Source organism: Comamonas sp. FUJ_7 (assembly GCF_057369555.1).
In genome coordinates this window covers 210603-233230 of sequence record NZ_JBXXZI010000002.1, presented here as the reverse complement: position 1 = coordinate 233230, position 22628 = coordinate 210603, and the positions used below count along the sequence as shown (strand labels likewise).

The window sequence follows — 22628 nt, the reverse complement described above, 5'->3', positions numbered from 1 at the left end:
CGGCGGACTCAACCCTTGAGGGTGTTGAGATCTTCCGCATTGATGCTTGTCTTGTTACGGAACAGCAGCACCAAGATCGCCAGACCAATAGCTGCTTCAGCAGCCGCCACCGTCAGGATGAAAAACACGAACACCTGGCCGTGCATGTCGCCCAGATAGCTGGAGAACGCCACGAAGTTCGTGTTCACGGCCAGGAGCATCAGCTCGATGGACATGAGCAAGACGATCAGGTTCTTGCGGTTCAGAAAAATGCCAACCACGGCGAGTGCAAACAGCATGGCACCCAGCGTCAGGAAGTGGCCCAAAGTCAATGTCATGCTTTTGTCTCCACTGCAGACGCCTCAGCTTGGGCGTCAGGCTTTTGCGCGGGCTTGGTCACCTCGACCTTGACCAGCTTGAGGCGGTCAGATGCACGCACGCGAATTTGATCTGCAGGGTTCATGGCCTTGCTGTCCTTGCGCTTGCGCAGCGTCAGGGCAATGGCGGCAATCATGGCCACCAACAAGATCACGGCTGCAATTTCCACGGGGTACAGATACTCCGTGTACAGCAGCTTACCCAGCGCCTGGGTGTTTGAATAAGGAACCGTCTGACCTGCAGCGTTGACGATCGTCGCGCCAGCAGCCTTGGCTTCTTCGACATCGCCGAAGCCGCCCATCAGAACCATGCCCATCTCAAAGGCGATCAATACGCCGATCAAGGCTGCAAATGGGAAGTGCTTCCAAAATCCGCGGCGCACCGAGTCGATACGAATATCGAGCATCATCACCACGAACAGGAACAGCACCATCACAGCGCCCAGATAGACCAGCACCAAGGCAATGCCCAGGAATTCAGCCTTGAGCAGCAGCCAGATGGCAGCCGCTTGCGAGAAGGCCAGAATCAGATTGAGCACGGCATGCACAGGGTTGCGGGCCGTGACAACCCGGAAGGCTGCAAACAGCAGCACAACCGAGAACAGATAGAAAAAACCAGTTTTGGCGTCCATGGATCGAATCTTTTCAAGTGATCAAGGAGCCGCTTCAGCGGTACTTGGCGTCGGCCGCCTTGTTGGCAGCAATCTCGGCTTCATAACGGTCACCCACTGCCAGGAGCATGTCCTTGGTGAAGTAGAGGTCACCGCGCTTTTCGCCGTGGTATTCGAAGATGTGCGTCTCGACGATGGAGTCCACCGGGCAGCTTTCTTCGCAGAAGCCGCAGAAGATGCACTTGGTCAGATCGATGTCGTAGCGCGTGGTACGGCGCGAGCCGTCATCACGCACATCGGATTCGATGGTGATGGCCATCGCGGGGCACACGGCCTCGCACAGCTTGCAGGCAATGCAGCGTTCTTCGCCGTTGTCATAACGGCGCAGAGCGTGCAGGCCACGGAAGCGTGGCGACTGAGGTGTTTTTTCCTCAGGGAACTGCACCGTAATCTTGCGACGGAAGGTGTAGCGACCAGTCAGGGCCATGCCCTTGGCCAGTTCCCAGAGCATGAAGCTCTTGAGGAAATCCTTAAAGGAGAAAGGAGTTGCAGCGACTGCAGACATACGTACTCCGCTTATTTCCAGATGTTCCAGGGCGAGTACAGCCAAGCACCCACAACCACCAGCCACACGAGTGTGACGGGAATGAAGATCTTCCAGCCCAGACGCATGATCTGGTCATAACGGAAGCGAGGGAAGGTAGCGCGAATCCAGATGAAGCACGACACCACCAGGAAAGTCTTGACCGCCAGCCAGATCCAGCCAGGGATAAAGCCCAGGAAGTCAAACGGAGGCAACCAGCCGCCGAGGAACATGACCACGGCCAGGATGGACACCAGCCACATGCTGGCGTATTCCGCCAGGAAGAAGACTGCGAAGCCCATGCCCGAATACTCGACCATGTGACCGGCCACGATTTCCGCTTCGCCTTCAACCACGTCAAACGGGTGACGGTTGGTTTCAGCAACCACAGAAATCAGGTAGACGATGAAGATAGGCAGCAGAGGCAGCCAGTTCCAGGACAGGAAGCTCACGCCCATGGAAGCAAACTGACCACGGCTTTGACCCATCACGATTTCGCTCAGATTCATGCTGCCCGAGACCATGATGACCACCAGGAAACAGAAGCCCAACGCGATTTCATAGCTCACCATCTGAGCCGAGGCACGCAGTGCACCCAGGAAGGCGTACTTCGAGTTCGAAGCCCAGCCCGCGATGATCACGCCATAGACTTCAATCGAAGTAATGGCCATCAGCAGCAGCAAGCCCGCATTCACATTGGCCAGAGCGACGTCTGGAGCAAAAGGAATCACCACCCAGGCAGCCAGAGCCGGCATGATGGCCATGATGGGGCCAACGTAGAACAGGCCCTTGGCCGCAGCGGTAGGCTGAATCAGCTCCTTGGTCAGCAGCTTCAGGCCGTCGGCCAGAGGCTGCAACAGACCCATGGGGCCCACACGGTTGGGGCCGAAGCGGATTTGCATGAAGCCCAGCAGCTTACGCTCCCACAATGTGAGGTAAGCCACAGCACCCATCAGCGGAGCCACGATGGCCACGATGCCTAGCAAAATCCAGATGACGGGCCAGGCCACGTCGGTCCAGAAGGGGGCTGCGGACAGACCGAGGCCCCAAGCTTTCAATGCGTCGATCATGCGGCGCCTCCCTCACGAACCTGACGAGCATCAGCCGTCAATTGCAGCGACGTAGCGCGGCGCACAATGCTGTCGAGCTGATAGATACTTGCGACCACAGGAGCTCCCACATTGCCAGCACCCACAGCGCTCACTGCCTTGGCCATGTTGTTCAGCACATTGGCGGGCACTTGAGCTGCGCCATTGGTGGCAGCGGCCAGCACATCCTGAGATGTTTCGTAGTCCACGCCCTGAACACCCATCAGGTTGGCCAGCACACGCAGCACCTTCCATGCAGGACGGGTGTCTGCCAGAGGCTTGACCACAGCGTGGAAGCTCTGCACACGGCCTTCTGCATTGACGAAGCTGCCCGATGTTTCGGTGAACGGAGCGATAGGCAGCAGCACATCGCTGAACTCCATGTTCGCCTTGAACGGGCTCAGCGTGACAATCATCTCGGCCTTGCTCAGACCAGCGATGGCAGCCTTGCCAGCAGCGCTGTCGAACTCGGGTTCGTTGTTCAGCAGGATGGCAGCCTTGATGTTGCCAGACAGCATCTGAGCCGCATTCATGCCACCAGCAGCAGGAACCGCCTTGACCCATTGCGCGCCCACAGTGTTGGCGGCTTCGGTCAGGTAGCCCACAGACGCGCCGGTCTGCTCGCCAATCCAGTTGGCAACAGCCAGCAGAGTCGAGGCCTGAGCGTGGTGAGCAGCGGCATTACCCAGCAGCACCGCCTTTTGCTCGCCCGCCAGCAGCGCAGCAGCAATCGCTTTGGCTTCATCATGTGCTTGGCCTGCCACAGGTGCAGCTACGCCCTTGGCTTCGGCAACAGCAGCGGCTACATCCGCCAGAGCTTGTGCCCAGTCACCAGCAGCGACCACGGAAGCATTGACGGGCAGAGCCCAGTCGTACACGCGTTCGTTGATAGCAAAAACCTTGCAGCCCTTCTTGGCAGCCTGACGGATGCGCTGTGCAAACAGCGGATGATCCTTGCGCAGGTTGGAACCCACGATCAGAGCAGATTGCAGCTGACTCAGCGCTGCGATGGGCAGACCCAGCCATTGCACGCCTTGTGCTGCGGTGAAGTCAGCATTGCGCAGACGGTAGTCAATGTTCTCGCTGCCAATGCCTCGCACCAGCTTGCCAGCCAAGTACAGCTCTTCCACCGTGCTGTGAGGGCTAACCAGAGTACCGATGGCGCTGGCGCCATGGTCGTTCTTGATCTGTTGCAGGCCATTGGCCACATACTCCAGAGCCGTCTGCCAGTCGACTTCTTTCCACACACCGCCCTGCTTTAGCATGGGCTTGGTGAGGCGCTCTTCGCTATTCAGTGCTTCGTAAGAGAAGCGATCACGGTCGGCAAGCCAGCACTCGTTGACCTCTTCGTTCTCGAAAGGCACAACGCGCATGACCTTGTGGTTCTTGACCTGAACAATCAGGTTAGCGCCCGTGGAGTCGTGAGGCGACACGGACTTACGACGCGACAGCTCCCAGGTACGGGCGCTGTAGCGGAAAGGCTTGCTGGTCAGCGCACCCACGGGGCAGATGTCGATCATGTTGCCCGACAGCTCCGAATCCACTGTCTCACCCAGCACCGTCGTGATTTCGGAGTGCTCACCGCGGTGAATCATGCCCAGCTCCATGACGCCGGCCACTTCCTGACCAAAGCGCACACAGCGGGTGCAGTGGATGCAGCGGCTCATTTCCTGCATGGAAATCAGCGGACCTACGTCTTTCACAGGCACCACACGCTTCTCTTCTTCGTAACGAGAAGAGCCTGCGCCATAGCCTACCGCCAAGTCTTGAAGCTGGCATTCGCCACCTTGGTCGCAAATGGGGCAGTCCAACGGGTGATTGATGAGCAAGAACTCCATCACCGACTGCTGGGCCTTGATGGCCTTTTCGCTCTTGGTTCGCACAATCATGCCTTGCGTCACAGGTGTGGCGCAGGCGGGCATGGGCTTGGGAGCCTTTTCAACATCCACAAGGCACATGCGGCAATTGGCCGCAATGGAGAGCTTCTTGTGGTAGCAGAAGTGAGGAATATAGGTACCGGCCTTCTCGGCGGCATGCATGACCATGCTGCCTTCCAAGACCTCTACCTTTTTTCCGTCCAGTTCAATTTCAACCATATGCTTGTCTCGCGATCAGGCGCTTACGCAGCCTGCTTGGAAGCGTTCTGGATCTTCGCTTCAAACTCGTGGCGGAAGTGCTTGATCATGGCGCGAACTGGCATGGCTGCCGCGTCGCCGAGCGCACAGATGGTGCGGCCCATGATGTTCACGGATACCGAGTCCAACAGCTCGATATCTTCCGGACGGCCTTGACCGTGCTGAATACGATTCACCACGCGCCATAGCCAGCCTGTGCCTTCACGGCAAGGCGTGCACTGACCGCAGGACTCGTGGGAATAGAAGTACGACAGACGCAGCAGGCACTCGACCATGTCGCGCGAATCATCCATCACGATCACAGCACCCGAACCCAGCATGGAACCTGCCTTGGAGATGGAGTCATAGTCCATCGTGCAACCCATGATGATGTCGGCAGGCAACACAGGCGACGAAGAGCCGCCAGGAATCACAGCCTTGAGCTTTCGTCCCGTGCGTACACCGCCGGCCAGCTCCAGCAGCTTGCTGAAGGGCGTCCCCATGGGCACTTCATAGTTGCCAGGCAGGTTCACATCACCGCTGACCGAGAAAATCTTGGTTCCGCCGTTATTGGGCTTGCCGCATTCCAGGTAGGCCTGACCACCGTTGCGGATGATCCAAGGGACCGCAGCAAAAGTTTCGGTGTTGTTGATGGTCGTAGGCTTGCCGTATAGACCGAAGCTGGCAGGAAATGGTGGCTTGAAGCGGGGCTGTCCCTTCTTGCCTTCCAGCGACTCCAATAGCGCCGTTTCTTCGCCGCAGATGTAAGCGCCAAAGCCATGGTGTGCATGCAGCTGGAAGCTGAAGCTGCTGCCCAGGATGTTGTCGCCCAGATAGCCAGCTGCGCGGGCTTCTTCCAGAGCTGCCTCAAAGCGCTCGTAGACCTGGAAAATTTCGCCGTGGATGTAGTTGTAACCCACACTGATACCCATCGCGAAGGCGGCAATGATCATGCCTTCGATCACGATGTGCGGGTTGAACATCAGAATGTCGCGGTCCTTGCAGGTTCCTGGCTCGCCCTCGTCCGAGTTGCAAACGAGGTGCTTCTGACCAGGAAACTGGCGTGGCATGAAACTCCACTTCAGCCCCGTGGGAAAGCCCGCACCGCCACGGCCGCGCAGCCCGGATTCCTTAAGTGTCGCGATGACCTGATCTTGCGTCAGCCCTTCACCGCCATCCTTGCCCAGCAACTTGCGCAGAGCCTGATAGCCACCGCGAGCTTCATAGTCCTTGATGGACCAGTTGCTGCCGTTCAGACCTGCATAAATTTGCGGCTCGATATGGCGATCATGAAAGCAGGTCTCAACGCCAGACGATGCAAACTTTGCCAGCACGGAGTTGGCTGCAGGATTGTTCAGAATCGTGCTCATGCCTTGCCCTCCGCTGCGCGCAGGCCGTCGACCAATTCATCAAGCTTTTCATTGCTCATGAAGCTGCACATGCAGCGGTCATTCACCAGCATCACAGGCGCATCAGCGCATGCACCCAAGCATTCAGACTGCTGCAGCGTGAACAGGCCATCGGCCGTAGTCTCCCCCATCTTGATGCCCAGCTTGTGCTCAAGATGTTGCAAAGCCTTGTAGCCGTCACGCAGCTGGCATGGCAGGTTGGTACAGACGTTCAGCTTGTACTTTCCAACAGGCTTCTGGTTGTACATATTGTAGAAAGTGGTGACTTCGTGCACCGCAATCTCGGGCATATCCAGAACCTCGGCAATCACTGCCTCGCTTTCCTGACTGACCCATCCCTGCTCCTGCTGCACGATAGAAAGGCAAGCCATGACGGCAGACTGCTTTTGGTCAGCCGGATACTTGGCCACCTCACGCGCAAAGCGCTCTCTGGTCGCTTCGGTAATCATCGGTCAACGTCTCCAAACACGATGTCCAGGGTACTGAGCACCATCACGGCGTCAGCCAGCATATGGCCACGGCTCAGTTCATCGAGAGCAGCCATGTGCGCAAATCCTGGTGGACGAATCTTCAGGCGATAAGGCTTATTCGCACCATCGCTGATCAAATAAATGCCGAACTCGCCCTTGGGGTGTTCGACAGCGGCATAAGCCTCGCCTTCTGGAACCTTGAATCCTTCAGTAAAGAGCTTGAAATGGTGAATCAGCTCTTCCATGTTGGACTTCATGGCTTCACGGCTTGCGGGAGCCACTTTGTGGTTGTCCGTAATCACCGGGCCGGGATTGACGCGCAACCAGTCCACGCATTGCTTGATGATCTTGTTGGACTCACGCATCTCTGCCATGCGAACCAAATAGCGGTCATAGCAGTCGCCCGTTGTACCCACAGGCACATCGAAGTCCATCTTGCCATAGACCTCGTAGGGCTGGGTCTTGCGCATGTCCCAAGGCATGCCAGAGGCACGCAGCATAGGGCCAGTCAATCCCAAATTAATAGCACGCTCCGCAGAAACAACGCCAATCCCGACGTTACGCTGCTTCCAGATACGGTTATCCGTGAGCAGGGTCTCGTATTCGTCCGCGCACTTGGGGAAGCGCTTTGTGAAGGCGTCGATGAAGTCCAGCAACGAGCCTTGGCGGTCTTCGTTCATGGCCTCCATGGAGCGCTGATTGCGCACCTTGCTGGCCTTGTACTGAGGCATGGTGTCCGGCAGATCTCGGTATACACCACCAGGACGGAAGTAAGCCGCGTGCATGCGCGCACCCGACACAGCTTCGTACATATCCATCAGCGCTTCACGCTCGCGGAAGCTGTAGATCAGGATGGTCGAGCTGCCAGCGTCGTTGCCCGAGGAGCCCAGCCACATCAGGTGATTCATGATGCGAGTGATTTCCGAGAACATCACACGGATGTACTGGGCGCGGATAGGCACTTCAATGCCCATCAGCTTTTCGATGGCCAGGCAGTAAGCATGCTCGTTGCTCATCATCGAGCAATAGTCCAAGCGGTCCATATAGGGCAGCGACTGGATGTAAGTCTTGCTTTCGGCCAACTTTTCGGTCGCGCGATGCAACAGGCCGACGTGTGGGTCAGCGCGCTGCACCACTTCACCGTCCAGCTCCAGCACCAAACGCAGCACGCCGTGCGCTGCCGGGTGCTGCGGACCAAAGTTCAGGGAGTAATTCTTGATTTCAGCCATGGTCTTCCGTCAAAAGGCGAAACGCGCCTTTAGTGCAGGCCTCCGCCATAATTTTCTTCACGAATGATGCGCGGCGTGATCTCGCGCGGCTCGATCGTGACTGGCTGGTACACCACACGTTTCTGTTCAGCGTCGTAGCGCATTTCTACGTGGCCAGACAGGGGGAAATCCTTGCGGAACGGATGGCCGATGAAGCCATAGTCAGTCAGGATTCGGCGCAGGTCTTCGTGACCTTCAAACACGATGCCGAACAGGTCAAACGCTTCGCGCTCGAACCAGTTGGCCGAATTCCAGATGAGGTTGATCGAGGCAACCACAGGGAAGTCATCATCGGCACAGTACACACGTACACGCAGACGCTGGTTCAGTGTCAGAGACATCAGGTGAGAGACCACGGCAAAGCGCGGACCATCCTTGCCCACTTCCGCGTATGTGGAGTAATCCACGCCGCACAGGTCCAACAGCATCTCGAACTGGCAACCAGGTGCGTTGCGCAGGGTCTGCATCACGTCCAGATAATTGTCCGCTGACACCTCCACCGTCACTTCGCCATAAGCCAAAGTGACAGAGCGCACCTTGTCACCCAAGGCAGCCGTAACCACATCCCGAAGCTTTTCGGGGTGAATTGCAATAGCAGTCATCTCAGCCCTTTAAACGCGAGCGATGGTATGCGTGCGACGGATTTTTTGCTGCAGCTGGATGATGCCGTAGATCAGCGCTTCCGCTGTCGGGGGGCAACCAGGCACATAAACGTCGACGGGAACAATGCGGTCACAACCGCGCACCACCGAATAGCTGTAGTGGTAATAACCACCGCCATTGGCGCAAGACCCCATGGAGATCACCCAGCGGGGTTCAGACATCTGGTCATAGACTTTGCGCATCGCCGGAGCCATCTTGTTGCACAGCGTTCCGGCAACAATCATCAGGTCAGAGTGGCGGGGACTGGCTCGGAACACTTCGGAGCCGAAGCGACCAATGTCATAACGTGCAGCTGCCGCATGCATCATCTCCACCGCACAACAGGCCAGGCCAAATGTCATGGGCCAGATCGACCCTGTCTTGGCCCAGTTCACCACCGTGTCATAACTGGTGGTGACGAAGCCTTCCTTCATCACGCCTTCGATCATCGTGTTTCCTCAGAGAAGCTGCTTATTCCCAATCCAGGGCGCCTTTTTTCCACTCGTAGGCAAAGCCCACGACCAGAATGGCCAAGAAGATGAGAACAGCAACAAAACCCACACCGCCAACATCTTTGAATGCGACAGCCCAGGGCAGCAGAAATGCGATTTCCAGATCAAACAGGATGAAGAGAATGGCTACGAGGTAGTAGCGCACGTCAAACTTCATTCGAGCGTCTTCAAACGCTTCGAAACCGCATTCATAAGGGGAGTTTTTGGCAGCGTCGGGGCGATTGGGTCCCAGCACGTAGCCGAGAACCAGAGGCACAACGCCCACAGCCATGCCAATAATAATGAACAGAAGAACGGGAAGGTACTGATCGATGTTCATCGAGTGGGCCTTGTTATGAAAACATGCCTCACCGATCACTGCCTGATCAGCAGGGCAGGTTTTTAGTTATGTGTTGGTGCCGTCGGCGAGACTCGAACTCGCACAGCTTTCGCCACTACCCCCTCAAGATAGCGTGTCTACCAATTCCACCACGACGGCTTCGTCTCAAAGCCTGGCAATCTCTGGAACCCTCGTTGCAAAGATTCTGATCCCCAGACAATCCCTAGATTCTAGCCTGAAAAACCCCACTCTTTGGGGTTCTTCAAGTTTTTCTCTAATTTATTTTGTTGGGATCTGAGCAGCACCTTCAGCTCCGGCTGCAGGCGCGACAGGAGGCACGGATGCATCGCCTGAAGCAGCAGGCGGAACATCGGTAGCAGGCACAGACTGCGCAGGAGCAGGAGCGGTAACAGAAGCCCCCTCCAAAACACTCCCCGAGCTGGCAGGACGTGCATTGCTCAGATACGCCAGAGCCAGGGTCGACACAAAGAAAACCGTGGCCAGTACCGCCGTGGAGCGCGACAGGAAGTTGGCACTGCCCGATGCACCAAAAAGACTGCCAGACGAGCCGCTACCGAAAGAGGCCCCCATATCAGCACCCTTGCCGTGCTGCATGAGAATCAGGCCGATCATGCCCAGAGCGGTCAACATCTGAACCGCAAGAATGACGCTGGATAAGACGTTCATATCAAAACCTAGTAATCGAAATCAGGGTGCGCCACACCCAAGCGCGGCGCCAATGGATTATTGCGCCGCCGCAATAATGGTAAGGAAGTCCGGAGCCTTCAAAGCCGCACCACCGATCAGGCCGCCATCAATGTCGGCCTGAGCCAGCAGTTGTGCTGCATTGGCTGCATTCATGCTGCCGCCGTAGAGCAAAGGCACGCGATCTGCTTTTTCAGTCGCAACAGCCAACTGTGCACGCAGTACGGCATGGACTTGCTGAGCTTGATCAGGCGTTGCGGTCTTGCCGGTTCCAATGGCCCAGACGGGCTCATAAGCCACAACCAGCTCGCTCACGCACTGACCCACTTGTTGAATAACCGCTGCCAACTGACGCTTGACCACCACCTCGGTCTGACCGGCTTCGCGCTCTGCCAGCGTTTCACCCACACAGACAATAGGCGTGATGCCCTTAGCCAGAGCCGCCTGGGCCTTGGCAGCCACAGCTGCGTCGGTTTCGCCATGGTACTGACGACGCTCGGAGTGACCGACCAGCGCATAGCGCACACCAAACTCTTTGAGCATGGTGGCCGAGACTTCACCGGTGAAAGCGCCCTGCTCGTGTTGAGAAACGTCTTGCGCTCCCACACCAATAGCAGAACCCGCAAGCTCAGCCTGCACTTGAGCCAGATACACCGCAGGTGCAGCCACCGCTACGCACGCCTTGTTGTTCGCAGGCAGACCCTGCTTGATGGCTTGCAGCAAAGCCGCATTGGCAGCCAGGCTGCCGTTCATCTTCCAGTTGCCGACAATGAGTTTTTGCTTCATGTTTCCCAAGTCAAAACGATTTTTCCGGTGTGCTGGCTGGACTCCATCAACGCATGAGCCTGCGCGGCGTCAGCAGCATCGAATTCACGATAAATGGCCGGGCGCACTTTGCCGGATTCCAGCAAGGGCCAGACATTGCGCTTGAGCGCCTGCGCAATCGCAGCCTTGAAGGCCACGGAGCGTGGGCGCAATGTAGAGCCAGTAATAGTCAGTCGCTTGCGCAGCACGAGACCCGCATCGAACTCCGCCTTGATGCCACCCTGCACGGCGATGATGACCAATCGGCCATCGGGCGCCAAGCATTGCACTTCACGCGCCACATAGCTGCCGGCGACCATGTCCAGAATGACATTGACGCCTTCGCCACGGGTGATGCGCTGCACCTCAGCCACAAAGTCCTGCGTCTTGTAATTGATCGCGTGATCGGCGCCGAGCTTGAGGCAGTCATCACACTTGGCATCACTGCCCGCCGTGACGATGACCTTGGCACCTCGGGCCTTGGCCAGCTGAATCGCCGTCACACCAATACCGCTGCTGCCGCCCTGCACCAGCAAGGTTTCACCGGACTGCAAAGCACCCCGATCAAACACATTGCTCCAGACCGTGAAGAAGGTCTCAGGCAAGGCTGCGGCCTGCACATCGCTAAGGCCAGCGGGAACTGGCAGACACTGAGGCACGGGAGCCACGCAGTACTGCGCATAACCACCACCTGTTACCAGAGCACAGACCCGGTCGCCAAGCCTGAAGCCGGCTTGCGCCATGGCCGCCTCGTCGCCCGCAACAATGACACCCGCGACCTCCAGCCCCGGCAGATCCGAAGCTCCATCCGGCGGCGCGTAGTGACCTTTGCGCTGCAGCACATCCGGGCGATTGATGCCGCTCGCTGCCACGCGAATCAGCACCTCCCCCTCACCTGCCACAGGCATGGGACGCTCACCCATGCGCAGCACGTCGGGCGTGCCGTAGCTGGTGATCTCCACCGCTCGCATTGTGTTGTGCTCCATATCCAGGCTTTGCTTTATCAATGAAATCAGGCTCTAGCGCTTACAGGGTAAGCGTTAGCAGCTATCAAAACAGGATCAATGCAGAACTTCTGCAATAGACAAAGCGCAAACCTGCACCAAGTCAGGTTTGCACTCAGTCATTACTGCTGTTGCTGTTGTTGCTGGTCTTCAGCAGCGGCGCGGTTTTCGCGGGGCTCACGGTTTTCACGTGGCTCGCGGTTCTGGCGAGGAGCACGTTCGCGGTACTCGCGATCACCACGAGACTCGCGAGGCTCACGCTCGGGCATGCCGGCGGGACGCTCGATCAGCGCCTTCATGGACAGCTTGACGCGGCCCTTGTCGTCGGTTTCCAGAACCTTGACCTTGACCACTTGGCCTTCTTGCAGGTAGTCGGTGACCTTTTCCACGCGCTCGTGAGCGATCTGGCTGATGTGCAGCAGGCCATCCTTGCCGGGCAGCAGGTTGACCAGAGCACCGAATTCCAGAATCTTGACGATCGGGCCTTCATAGATCTTGCCGATTTCGACTTCGGCAGTGATCTGCTCAATGCGAGCCTTGGCAGCTTCAGCCTTGGCGCCGTCAGTAGCGGCGATGGTGATGGTGCCGTCTTCCTCGATGTTGATCTGGGTACCGGTCTCTTCGGTCAGCGCACGGATGGTGGCGCCGCCCTTGCCGATCACGTCACGGATCTTCTCGGGGTTGATCTTCATGGTGAACAGCTTGGGAGCGAAGTCGGAAACTTCGGTCTTGGCTTCGCCCATGGCTTCTTGCATCTTGCCCAGGATGTGCATGCGCGCTTCCTTGGCCTGAGCCAGGGCGACCTGCATGATTTCCTTGGTAATGCCCTGGATCTTGATGTCCATCTGCAGCGCGGTAATACCGTTGGTAGTACCCGCCACCTTGAAGTCCATGTCACCCAGGTGATCTTCATCACCCAGGATGTCGGTCAGCACGGCGAACTTGTTGTCTTCCTTGATCAGACCCATGGCGATACCGGCCACGTGCGCCTTCATGGGCACGCCGGCGTCCATCATGGACAGGCAACCGCCGCAGACCGAAGCCATCGACGAGGAGCCGTTGGACTCGGTGATTTCCGACACCACACGGATGGTGTAGGGAAACTCTTCCTTGGTCGGCAGGCAAGCGGCCAGAGCGCGCTTGGCCAGACGGCCGTGGCCGATTTCGCGGCGCTTGGTCGAGCCCATGCGTCCCACTTCGCCGGTGGCAAAGGGAGGCATGTTGTAGTGGAACAGGAAGCGGTCTTCAAACTCGCCAGCCAGCGCATCGATCTTCTGAGCATCGCGCTCGGTGCCCAGCGTGGAGATCACCAGAGCCTGCGTCTCGCCACGCGTGAACAGGGCCGAGCCGTGGGTGCGGGGCAGCACCGAAGAACGGATTTCGATAGGACGCACGGTGCGTGTATCGCGTCCGTCGATACGGGGCTCGCCCGCCAGGATCTGCGAACGCACGATACGTGCTTCGATATCGAACAGCATGCTTTCGACCTTGACGCCATCAAACGCCACGCCTTGCTCAGTCAGAGCAGCTTTGACATCGGCGTAGGCCATGCGGCAAGCCAGCGTACGCACTTGCTTGTTGCGTTCTTGGTAAGCGGCGCGCAGCTTGGCTTCACCCAACTCGGTCACCTTGGCGATCAGGGCTTCGTCCTTGGCTGGAGCTGTCCAGTCCCATGCGGGCTTGCCGCCTTCACGCACCAGATCGTGGATGGCATCGATGGCGATCTTGCCTTGCTCGTGACCGAACACCACAGCGCCCAGCATCACTTCCTCAGGCAGCTGCAGGGCTTCGGATTCCACCATCAGTACGGCGGACTCGGTACCGGCAACGACCAGATCCATCTGCGAATCCTTGCGCTGCGTCTGACCGGGGTTCAGCACGTACTCGCCGTTGATGTAACCCACGCGGGCTGCACCGATGGGGCCGTTGAAAGGCAGACCAGACACAGCCAGAGCCGCCGAAGTGGCGATCATGGCTGCAATGTCGGCGTCCACTTCAGGGTTCAACGAGATGGTGTGGATGACCACGTGCACGTCGTTGTAGAAGCCTTCGGGGAACAGAGGACGGATGGGGCGGTCGATCAGACGCGAGGTCAGGGTCTCCAGCTCCGAAGGCTTGGCTTCGCGCTTGAAGAAGCTGCCGGGGATCTTGCCGGCGGCGTATGTCTTCTCGATGTAGTCAACTGTCAACGGGAAGAAATCCTGGCCAGCCTTGGCGATCTTGGAACCCACGACAGTGGCCAGAACCACGGTGTCGTCGATGTTGACCAGCACGGCGCCGGAGGCCTGACGGGCAATTTCGCCGGTTTCCATGGTGACCGTGTGCTGGCCCCACTGGAAAGTCTTTGTAACTTTGTTGAACATGGTCATAGTGACTCCTTAATAGATAGCTGGATGCGCATATCCAGTCTTGATTTGGAGTGCAAACAGAACACGATGCCATTCCAGTGCTGCGCTAGCCGCTATGGATACTGAAGCATTCAGTACAGCAGTGGAATGACACAGCTTCGCTCTGTTTTGCAAACTCCGAAGTAAAAAACGCCTGAGCTAGGCAATCTAACTCAGGCGTTTCGATCTTTCACCGTGCTTACTTACGCAGGCCCAGCTTGGCGATCAGTGCGGTGTAACGCTCAGCATCCTTGGACTTCAGGTAGTCCAGCAGCTTACGACGACGGCTCACCATACGCAGCAGACCGCGACGACCATGGTGGTCCTTGGCGTTAGCCTTGAAGTGGGGAGTCAGTTCGTTGATGCGAGCTGTCAGCAGAGCCACTTGCACTTCGGGGCTACCAGTGTCGTTTTCGGAACGAGCATTGGCCTTGACAACTTCAGCCTTCTTATCGGCAGCGATCATTTTGTTTTCCTTAGGATTTGGCACTCAGCAAGGAGCACCTTGGTTACTTGCGCCAAGACTGGAAAGGCCTCAGCGTGCGTCCTGCACCATGCAAAACCTGTCGATTATATCAAGAGCCCATTTATCCTTTGCACCGCCACACCACAAGCCTGTGCTTGAAGGCTGGCAAACCCGGCTTGCAGCGACAACTTTGGGGCTCAACAATGCACTCACCTCTCTCCAGCCAAGGATGCGCCATGTCCAGATCGTCTGCACGCCTGTCCCCTGCCAGCCTCTGTATTAATGCATTCGCAGCACTGACCCTGAGCCTGCTGCCGGCCACTGCATCCCATGCCAAAGAGCGCGCATCCAGTCAGTCCAAGGCTGCCAAAAAGCAAAGCGGCCAAGTCAAGATCAAACATATCCGAAGCAGCTCGGAAGAATCTCCTGCACAACGTGAACGCCGCTTGTATAGGGAGTGCCAAGGACGCCCCAATTCAGGGGCCTGCGCGGGCTACACCCAGCGCCCACCCTCCAAGCAATAACAAAACCATACCGCCCATCGCGACCTTTGCACCTCCTGTCCAAGCTCAATACTTACACAAGCTTTCAGAATGTAACATCCGGGCATGTTCAAAATGCCCTCGCCCCGTTTTGCCAAAGGCTTTTCAACCATCGAGCTCATGGTCACCGTGGCCATTCTGGCCGTGCTGGCAGCCATCGCCGCACCCAGCTTCACCCCTTTAATCGAACGCTGGAAAACACGTCAGGCCACGGAGGAGCTGCAGTCTACGCTTTACTTCGCACGCTCCGAAGCCATCAAGCGCGGCGGTGGCATCACCATATCGTGCAACAACTGCCAGGGCGACCCCAGCGCCTGGAGCGCAGGCTGGAGTGTCTTTGAGGACAGCAGTAGCGTGCCACTGCAAACCACCACCCTGCCCTCCAAGCTCACTGTCAGCTTTATCGATGCCGGCAGCAATGCCAAGCTCAGCGACCCGATCAAGGTGGACCGCTGGGGCCAGTTCTCCGCTGGCAGCAGTGCGGCTAATTTCGTCTTTCGCCTCATGCCCGAAGGTGGCAGTAGTACGCAATCAAGCGCCGCTTCTTTATGCATCAGCAGTGGTCGCATCAAGCGCCTCAACTCCGGCGATGGAGCGTGCTCGACATAAAACCACCACAAGCAAACTATCAATCAGAGCCTTTCACAGACAGTCCTCCCCGTGGTCACCATCTTCGATAAGGAGCCCGTTATATGTACCCAAGCGCCCCCAGCACCTTGCACCTACATATCACCGCCTCCTGCGCGCACAAGACTGCGTGCCATGGCTTCACCGCCATTGAGCTGATGGTCACTGTGGCGATACTGGCTGTTCTTTCCGCTCTTGCTGCTCCTTCATTCACTCCCTTGTTCGAGCGCTGGCGAATCATGCAAACTGTCGAAGCGCTGAAATCCAGCTTACAGCTCGCTCGCTCAGAAGCCATCAAGCGGGGCGGTCAAGTCGTCATCCAGAAAATCCCAAACAAAACCGATGGCTGTACAACCGCCACCAACAAAGCAGAGTGGGACTGCGGCTGGTTTATCTGCGAAGACCGCAATAACAGCGGCACCTGCACTGCGGCCGAACCCGTGCTGCATACCGTCAGCACCCCACGCAACCTCCAGATCACGCGCAAGGGCGGCGCCGAGACGATCCAATTCAACCGCTGGGGACTTGTCGATGGAGCCTTGCCCAGTTTCAGCATCGTCCCCTTTGAACAACCTACATCTCACCCCGCATCCAAAGGCCTCTGCATGAGCTCCGGCGGACGCATTCGCATCATTCCAGCAGAAGAAATTCCATGCACACCATAAAAGTCAAGCGCCTGCCTCGCCAGCGCGGGATCACGCTGATTGAATCCCTGGTCGCCATCGTCATTGCCGCCCTTGGCATTCTGGGCATCGTCGGCGTTCAGATGCGCACCCTCAGCGACACCCAGACCACGGTGCGTCGCGCACAGGCCATTCGCCTCATCGAAGACCTCAGCGAGCGACTCAAGGTCAACCCCAATGCCATGGCCAGCCTGAACTCCTACGTCTCGGACTTTAGCGATGCCCCGCCATCAGGCGACTGCAACACCAAGGCCTGCTCTCAAGCCGAACTGGCTGTTCATGACCTGCACTCCTGGAAGGAGTCGGTTGAAAATCTCCTTCCCCTGGGACAGGCCAGCATCTTCCTAGCCGAAGGCGAAAACGCTGACAACAACCGCCGCCAGCTCGGCGTCATGATCGCCTGGCGCGAAAACGAGCGCGAGATCACCAACGACACGGATAAAAAAACCTTTCGAGACAACATTGACGCAACGCAGGTGCGCGATGCCGACGGCAAGCTGAGCGCAGGCAGCAACCAAAGCGAAGAAGCCCAGACCTGCCCCGCTGGCAGCACCTGCCACCTCCAGTACATCTCCGTGGCTGCGCGCTGCGCGCCTTACTTTGGCGGCAGCACTATCCAATTCTTTTGCGCAGGAGCATGAACATGCACATAACAACAAAGGCCTCCAACTTCAGCCTCAAAACAAAAATACATGCTGAAGCGCATAAGCAGCAAGGCGTCACCTTGCTGGAATTAATGGTGGGCATCGTCATCGGCCTGCTCGTGGTGGCCGTCGCCATGGGCGCGCTCATGGTCTCGCGCAATGTTTCCGGCACCATCAGCGATGCCAGCGACATTCAGCAGCAGGCTGCCTACGCCATCCGCACCATCGGCCAGCAACTGCGTCAGGCCGGCTCGCTCTACCTCAACCTAGACCCCAACAGACCGTCCGGCAGCCCCCCAGCCGAGGACAAGACGCTGGCCGCCTCAACCCCCGTCGCGTTCGAAACAACCGCATCCGCCGAAGCCTCAGGCAATGACTTCGACCCCGCCACCAGCACTCTCAACGGCACCGCCAGCCCTGTCACACTGACTATTGGCTATCGTCGTTACAAGGATTCGGTTTATGGCAGAGAGACGGGACAAACCCTGTCCCTCAACTGCCTGGGTGGCCCATCAGACGACCCTGCGTCCCCCCGCAAGGATGACCAGCGGGTGGAAAGTATTTTCTGGTTCGATGCTGCCAAAAACACATTTAAGTGCGAAGGCAACGCGACTCCCCCGCCCACACACCCAATCACCACTCCGCCCACCACCGCTCAGCCCATACTGCAAAACGTCGCCGACTTCCAGGTGCGCTACCTGCAGCAGGACAACACCTCAGCCGGAGACACCAAAATCCAGTACGTCACAGCCGACGACGTGGAGAGCAACAAAAGCTGGAGCAAAGTGCAAGCTGTGGAAATCTGCATGGTGCTCTATGGCGATGAGGTCATAGACATTCCCGCAGGCAGTCAATACACCGACTGCAGCGGCCAGAAAGTCAACTTCCCCACCAGCGGCGCTGCGGCCCGGCGCATGCACCTGACATTTCGCAACGTCTTTCAGCTGCGCAGCCAGGGGCTGATCGGCTCCGTGCTCTAACTTCCCATGCCAAAAAACATCATGTCACCACGCATGCGCGCTACTCGCCCTCCCCACCAGCGCGGTATCGCCCTGTTTGTGGTCATCATCTTCGTCATGCTCTCCATGCTGCTGGCGCTATGGGCCGCACGCACCTCGCTGTTCAATGAACTGGTGGTGGGCAATGACGCCGACTACCAGCGCACCTTTGAAGCGGCACAAGCCCTACTGCAAGATGCCGAGCTGGACATTCGCGGCGAAAACGCGGATGGCAGCGCCTGCAACTCCAGCAGCAGCACAGGCAATACCAATCTCTGCAGAACCGCCATCTCCGAGCAAATACCACTCGAAGCGCAAGAGGTCACCCAGCTGCTCGCCGTTCTCACGACGCAAGAGACCCTGTGTCGCAATGCACTGTGCGCCAAGCGCCATGACAAGCAGGACTTCTGGAACGACAAGGACACACTCACCGCCATGAAAGCGGTCGGTGCACGCTATGGCCAGTACACCGGCGCAGGCAAGGGCTCCTACTCTAACCCCATCCTGGCTGCCACGGGCGACAACCAGGGCGGCTGGTACTGGATTGAAGTTCTGCCTTACTACGACAGCCAAGGGGCCGGCCTCGTCGTAGGCGGCCCCAGCAATCTGCTACCGCTCACACTCACACCCAATGTGGTGTATCGCATCACCGCCCTGGCGTACGGACGCAAACCCAACACCATGGTTGTGCTGCAACAGTCTTACGCCCAGCAAAGGCGCAAGGACTGAGTGCCCCTCAAAGACATAAAAGTGAGCTGACAGCACTTACCTGTCAAGCATTTGAGTCGAATTTGATCTGAAAAATTTGATCTAAAAAAGCAGACCTTTCAAGGAAAAGCCATGCATTGCAGCATTCCATCCCACTTTCAGAAAAAACTGCTGGCGCTGGCCGCCTGCGCCTCGCTTGCACCCCATGGTGTCTGGGCTCTGGATTTGGTTCAGTCACCGCCAGGGACGCAAGAGCCTTATGTCGCGCCCAATGTAATTTTGTCGCTGGACGACTCAGGCAGTATGGGGGGGTCGGCTGGTAGTGGCCTCGGATCCCGAGCAACAGTGCTTAAAAATGCGGTTATCGATGTTTTCAGTGACACAAGCTTGCTACCTGATGGAAAAATTCGTCTTGCTTGGCAAAGCATGAATGACTCGAAGAACGCACTCGCTGATCTGGGCACCTCCGCAGCGTCTCAAACAGCCTCCAGCAGTGCTCCCAACTTGATGCGTATATTGGATTCGACGCACAGAAACAATCTTGTTTCGTTCATGAACAATAAATACGCTGCTAGCGGCGGCACTCCAACACATAGGATGTCGCAGCGAGCAGATGCCTATATGCGGGCTGCACTGCACCCTAACGGACCTTGGGCAAGCAAACCGGGGGCAAGCAAACCTGAATATTTGGGCTGCCGCCGTAACTATCACATTCTTTTAACAGATGGCGGCTGGAATAGCAGTGTTCAATACGTATCACCAAGGAATTACGACGGCACGGCCCACACACTCCCAGACGGCACGGCTTACAGCACCACCAGCCCACAAACTCAACTCTATCGAGACAATGAGAGTAATTTCAGCACTATCGCAGACTGGGCTTTTTACAGCTGGGCCAATCCCTTGAAAACGAGTGGCCTGACAGGTTCGGTTCAACCATCTCCTGAATATCGCAAGGCACCTGCAACAGAGACTTTCACTAAAAGGGGAACGAACACCTCTGTCACGCTAGAGCGCTTCTGGAACCCTCGATATAACCCAGCCACTTGGCCACACCTAGTGACCTTCACTATCGGCTTCAGTAGTGACGCACTTCCACAAGTCAACTACACATCTAATTCCAGAATAAACATCACACACCCAACCTCAATGCTGCCTTATGGATATGACGGCGACTTTGTGAACTATGCCAATGGCACCTATCGCTGGAAAGCTTATGGCGGAAATTCGGGGGGGCCCCCAGCCTTATCAACTGCCGATCGTGGCCACGACATGTGGCATGCGGCCCTGAATGGACGCGGCCAGTTCTATGCCGTGGAAAAGGGCGAAGACCTCAAAAAAGCCTTCGAGGCAATCATCGGCACCATCAATACCGAGACTCAGCCGGACCTGACGTCCACCGCCACCAGCGGCGCCAATAACACTCGCAATGTGGTTGGCAAATTCACCGGTGCCTATGAACCCAGCAATGCCTGGAAAGGCTTTGTAAAAGCCGAGACCGTGCAGACGGATGGCACTCTGGTTCCCACCCCAGGATGGAGCAAACAGACCACTGCCGACAAGCTTGATGACCCTTCTTACGTTGTCGGCAACCGCCTGATTCTGAGCTGGAGCGATGTCTGGAACAAGGAGATCAAAAAATACAAAGGCGGCACTGAGTTCCAGTGGAGTAATGACGAGACTTATCTGAGTACCGCGCAAAAAGCCATGCTGGGACTGACTCCCGGCAACGGCGTTGCCGTGGGCAGCAATGGGCAGAACATCCTCAACTACATCCGAGGGGAAAGGAGTCTAGAAGGCTCCAGCACGAACGGCTACACCAACGCCAAGCCATTTCGCGCTCGTAAAAGCCGTCAGGGCGATATCGTCAACTCAGTGATCTGGTACACCGGCAAACCCGCCAGCACCTATGCGCTCAATGGGTACTCCAAGTTTTCCAGCGATCAAAAAGAGCGCCTCCCCATGATCTATGTCGGCGGCAATGACGGCATGCTGCATGGATTTTCGGCTGCCGACGGCAGCGAAAAGCTGGCCTATGTTCCTCGCGGCGTCATTCCCACCTTGAAGCAACTGGCCGCACCCGCCTTTGACGAGCAGCATAAATACTATGTGGACGGCTCCCCCATCACTGGCGATGTGGATCTCGGCACAGGCAATATAAGTGACAACGGCTCAGAGAACCCCAACTGGCGCACCATGCTGGTAGGCACATTGGGCAATGGCGGCAAGGGCTACTTTGTGCTGGATGTCACCAACCCCAGTGACTTCAAGGCCGACAAGGCCCAAAGCCTCGTCAGGCTCGACCGCACGCGCGGCGCGACCGAGGCTGCGCCTGACTGCACGCTAAGCACCATGGACCCTGCCGAAAAAACGCTGTGCGTCCTCACCGAAGAGGAAGACAGAGATATTGGCCACATCACGGCCGCTCCCGTTCTGGACCCCAACAACCCCATGCGCACCACCCAGATCACACGCATGAACGACAACCGCTGGGCGGTTGTGATGGGCAATGGCTACAACAGCAGCAACGGTCGCCCCGTGCTGCTGATTCAGTATCTGGACACAAACGAGCTGGTGCGCATTCCTGCAACCAACGACCAACCAGGAACCGGCAACGCAGCCGATAACGGCCTGTCCGCACCGCGCCTGGTGGACCTCAACAGTGATGGCCGCCCTGATATCGCCTATGCCGGGGATAACCTGGGCAATCTCTGGAAGTTCGACCTGACCAGTGACATATCATCCAACTGGAAGGTGGCTTTCGGCGGAGAGCCGCTGTTCACCGCCAGAGGCCCTGCATCACTGAGCAGTGCTTTGCGCGAGCAAAAGCAGCCCATCACGGCAGCTCCCACGGTGCGCGCCAATGACCGCACCAAGACCCTTGACGCAGGCACCGCCAGCGAAAGAGGCTTTAAAGTGGGCGGCATGATGGTGGCCTTTGGCACAGGCCGCAACGTCACACAAGGGGACACCAACGATGTGGCAGTCCAGACGCTGTACTCGGTGCTGGACAACACACGCTACCGCACCATCCAGACGACCAAAGGCTCGCGCCTGGAAGTCCACCCCGGAGAGAGCAGCAGCTGCAGCACCAGCAGCTGCATCCCCCACCCCAAACCTCTGGGCACTGGCGTGACCGCTGCAAAACTGACCTCGCAAAGCATCACGGAGCTTTCGATCACAGATCCGATCAGCAAAGAAACCAGCAACTTCGGCACCATCAGCAGCAACAAGATGGACTGGGTTCAGCACAATGGCTGGTACATGGACCTTCCAGCCGTGGGCGAGCGCCTGCTCAAGAATATGGAGTTCTACGACGGCAGCAATATTCTGGCCATGTACTCACAAGTACCCGCCAAGGGCTCGAACGTGGACACCACCGTCGAAAGCTGCGAGTCCACCTCGGTAGACGAGGAGCGCCAATACCTGACCTTGATCAACATCATGGATGGCCTGGCTCCCTCCATTCAGATCATCGATGCCAATGGCGATGGGTTCTACAACAGCACCGACCAGGGCGTCGCACGCATGCAAACCACCAAGGGCTCGCACACCATGGTCACGCAAAAGGACAAAATTGCAGACTTCGACTCCAAGGGCGACAAGAAACTCCTGGCCCGCATGCCCGAGCAATCGCTGCGCCCCAGCTGGCGTCAACTGCGCTGATTCACGCGTGCACTCTGAAAAC

General features: G+C 57.5%; 23 protein-coding genes and 1 tRNA gene. 7 read left to right on the top strand and 17 right to left on the bottom strand.

The genetic code is table 11. From position 1 onward, the window contains the following. Positions 1-8 precede the first annotated feature (8 nt). The 17 genes from nuoK to rpsO all read right to left on the bottom strand — a co-directional run bounded on the left by nuoK (position 9) and on the right by rpsO (position 14738). Complete coding sequence (gene nuoK, locus AC2I9W_RS04810; protein ID WP_158390244.1) at positions 9-317, bottom strand: NADH-quinone oxidoreductase subunit NuoK; 309 nt, start codon at positions 315-317, stop codon at positions 9-11. Beyond that, positions 314-988 carry an NADH-quinone oxidoreductase subunit J gene (locus AC2I9W_RS04805; RefSeq protein ID WP_486408895.1) on the bottom strand — a complete coding sequence of 225 codons (675 nt, stop codon included), beginning with the start codon at positions 986-988 and terminating at the stop codon, positions 314-316. Before AC2I9W_RS04805 ends, nuoK begins: the two co-directional genes overlap by 4 nt. Before the next feature lie 34 nt (positions 989-1022). Continuing rightward, positions 1023-1532: an NADH-quinone oxidoreductase subunit NuoI gene (gene nuoI, locus AC2I9W_RS04800; RefSeq protein WP_219344979.1), complete on the bottom strand. Its 510-nt coding sequence runs from the start codon at positions 1530-1532 to the stop codon at positions 1023-1025. A gap of 11 nt (positions 1533-1543) precedes the next feature. Then, positions 1544-2620, bottom strand: a complete 1077-nt coding sequence (nuoH, locus tag AC2I9W_RS04795; RefSeq protein ID WP_486408894.1) for an NADH-quinone oxidoreductase subunit NuoH — start codon at positions 2618-2620, stop codon at positions 1544-1546. Further along, a complete protein-coding gene (nuoG, locus tag AC2I9W_RS04790) occupies positions 2617-4734 on the bottom strand; it encodes an NADH-quinone oxidoreductase subunit NuoG (protein WP_486408893.1) in 2118 nt (705 codons plus the stop codon). The genes nuoH and nuoG overlap by 4 nt, the downstream gene beginning before the upstream one ends. 23 nt (positions 4735-4757) lie before the next feature. Continuing rightward, positions 4758-6122: an NADH-quinone oxidoreductase subunit NuoF gene (nuoF, locus tag AC2I9W_RS04785; RefSeq protein ID WP_486408892.1), complete on the bottom strand. Its 1365-nt coding sequence runs from the start codon at positions 6120-6122 to the stop codon at positions 4758-4760. Beyond that, entirely contained in the window at positions 6119-6610 is a 492-nt protein-coding gene (gene nuoE / locus AC2I9W_RS04780; protein WP_486408891.1) for an NADH-quinone oxidoreductase subunit NuoE, read from the bottom strand. Before nuoE ends, nuoF begins: the two co-directional genes overlap by 4 nt. Beyond that, positions 6607-7860, bottom strand: a complete 1254-nt coding sequence (locus AC2I9W_RS04775; protein WP_486408890.1) for an NADH-quinone oxidoreductase subunit D — start codon at positions 7858-7860, stop codon at positions 6607-6609. The genes nuoE and AC2I9W_RS04775 overlap by 4 nt, the downstream gene beginning before the upstream one ends. Positions 7861-7889: 29 nt before the next feature. Next, complete coding sequence (locus AC2I9W_RS04770) at positions 7890-8501, bottom strand: NADH-quinone oxidoreductase subunit C (protein WP_486408889.1); 612 nt, start codon at positions 8499-8501, stop codon at positions 7890-7892. Between the two features lie 9 nt (positions 8502-8510). Next, positions 8511-8990 (bottom strand): NuoB/complex I 20 kDa subunit family protein, encoded by a 480-nt coding sequence (locus AC2I9W_RS04765; protein WP_003057832.1) that lies wholly within the window; start codon positions 8988-8990, stop codon positions 8511-8513. Positions 8991-9012: 22 nt separating this feature from the next. Beyond that, positions 9013-9372: an NADH-quinone oxidoreductase subunit A gene (locus AC2I9W_RS04760; RefSeq protein ID WP_158390226.1), complete on the bottom strand. Its 360-nt coding sequence runs from the start codon at positions 9370-9372 to the stop codon at positions 9013-9015. Positions 9373-9446: 74 nt separating this feature from the next. After that, positions 9447-9531: transfer RNA gene (locus AC2I9W_RS04755), tRNA-Leu, on the bottom strand. 120 nt (positions 9532-9651) lie between these two features. After that, positions 9652-10059, bottom strand: a complete 408-nt coding sequence (secG, locus tag AC2I9W_RS04750) for a preprotein translocase subunit SecG (RefSeq protein WP_486408888.1) — start codon at positions 10057-10059, stop codon at positions 9652-9654. A gap of 57 nt (positions 10060-10116) precedes the next feature. Further along, positions 10117-10863, bottom strand: a complete 747-nt coding sequence (tpiA, locus tag AC2I9W_RS04745) for a triose-phosphate isomerase (RefSeq protein WP_486408887.1) — start codon at positions 10861-10863, stop codon at positions 10117-10119. After that, positions 10860-11852, bottom strand: coding sequence for an NAD(P)H-quinone oxidoreductase (locus AC2I9W_RS04740; protein WP_486408998.1), 993 nt, complete (start codon positions 11850-11852; stop codon positions 10860-10862). Before AC2I9W_RS04740 ends, tpiA begins: the two co-directional genes overlap by 4 nt. 155 nt (positions 11853-12007) lie before the next feature. Further along, entirely contained in the window at positions 12008-14254 is a 2247-nt protein-coding gene (pnp, locus tag AC2I9W_RS04735; RefSeq protein ID WP_486408886.1) for a polyribonucleotide nucleotidyltransferase, read from the bottom strand. Positions 14255-14471: 217 nt separating this feature from the next. Continuing rightward, positions 14472-14738 carry a 30S ribosomal protein S15 gene (rpsO, locus tag AC2I9W_RS04730; RefSeq protein ID WP_158390216.1) on the bottom strand — a complete coding sequence of 89 codons (267 nt, stop codon included), beginning with the start codon at positions 14736-14738 and terminating at the stop codon, positions 14472-14474. 236 nt (positions 14739-14974) lie between these two features. Here rpsO and AC2I9W_RS04725 point away from each other — a divergent pair, with 236 nt between their 5' ends. From AC2I9W_RS04725 to AC2I9W_RS04695, 7 genes are all read left to right on the top strand, one after another. Next, a complete protein-coding gene (locus tag AC2I9W_RS04725; RefSeq protein ID WP_486408885.1) occupies positions 14975-15262 on the top strand; it encodes a hypothetical protein in 288 nt (95 codons plus the stop codon). A gap of 84 nt (positions 15263-15346) precedes the next feature. Continuing rightward, positions 15347-15889, top strand: a complete 543-nt coding sequence (locus AC2I9W_RS04720) for a GspH/FimT family pseudopilin (protein WP_486408884.1) — start codon at positions 15347-15349, stop codon at positions 15887-15889. A gap of 83 nt (positions 15890-15972) precedes the next feature. Next, positions 15973-16572, top strand: a complete 600-nt coding sequence (locus AC2I9W_RS04715; protein WP_486408883.1) for a GspH/FimT family pseudopilin — start codon at positions 15973-15975, stop codon at positions 16570-16572. Then, positions 16560-17231 carry a type IV pilus modification protein PilV gene (gene pilV, locus AC2I9W_RS04710; RefSeq protein WP_486408882.1) on the top strand — a complete coding sequence of 224 codons (672 nt, stop codon included), beginning with the start codon at positions 16560-16562 and terminating at the stop codon, positions 17229-17231. The genes AC2I9W_RS04715 and pilV overlap by 13 nt, the downstream gene beginning before the upstream one ends. 2 nt (positions 17232-17233) lie before the next feature. Next, the gene (locus AC2I9W_RS04705; protein ID WP_486408881.1) at positions 17234-18214 is read left to right on the top strand and encodes a PilW family protein; all 981 of its coding nucleotides are present in this window, start codon (positions 17234-17236) and stop codon (positions 18212-18214) included. Between the two features lie 21 nt (positions 18215-18235). Next, entirely contained in the window at positions 18236-18961 is a 726-nt protein-coding gene (locus AC2I9W_RS04700) for a pilus assembly PilX family protein (RefSeq protein ID WP_486408880.1), read from the top strand. Positions 18962-19072: 111 nt separating this feature from the next. After that, the gene (locus AC2I9W_RS04695) at positions 19073-22606 is read left to right on the top strand and encodes a pilus assembly protein (protein ID WP_486408879.1); all 3534 of its coding nucleotides are present in this window, start codon (positions 19073-19075) and stop codon (positions 22604-22606) included. Positions 22607-22628 lie beyond the last annotated feature (22 nt).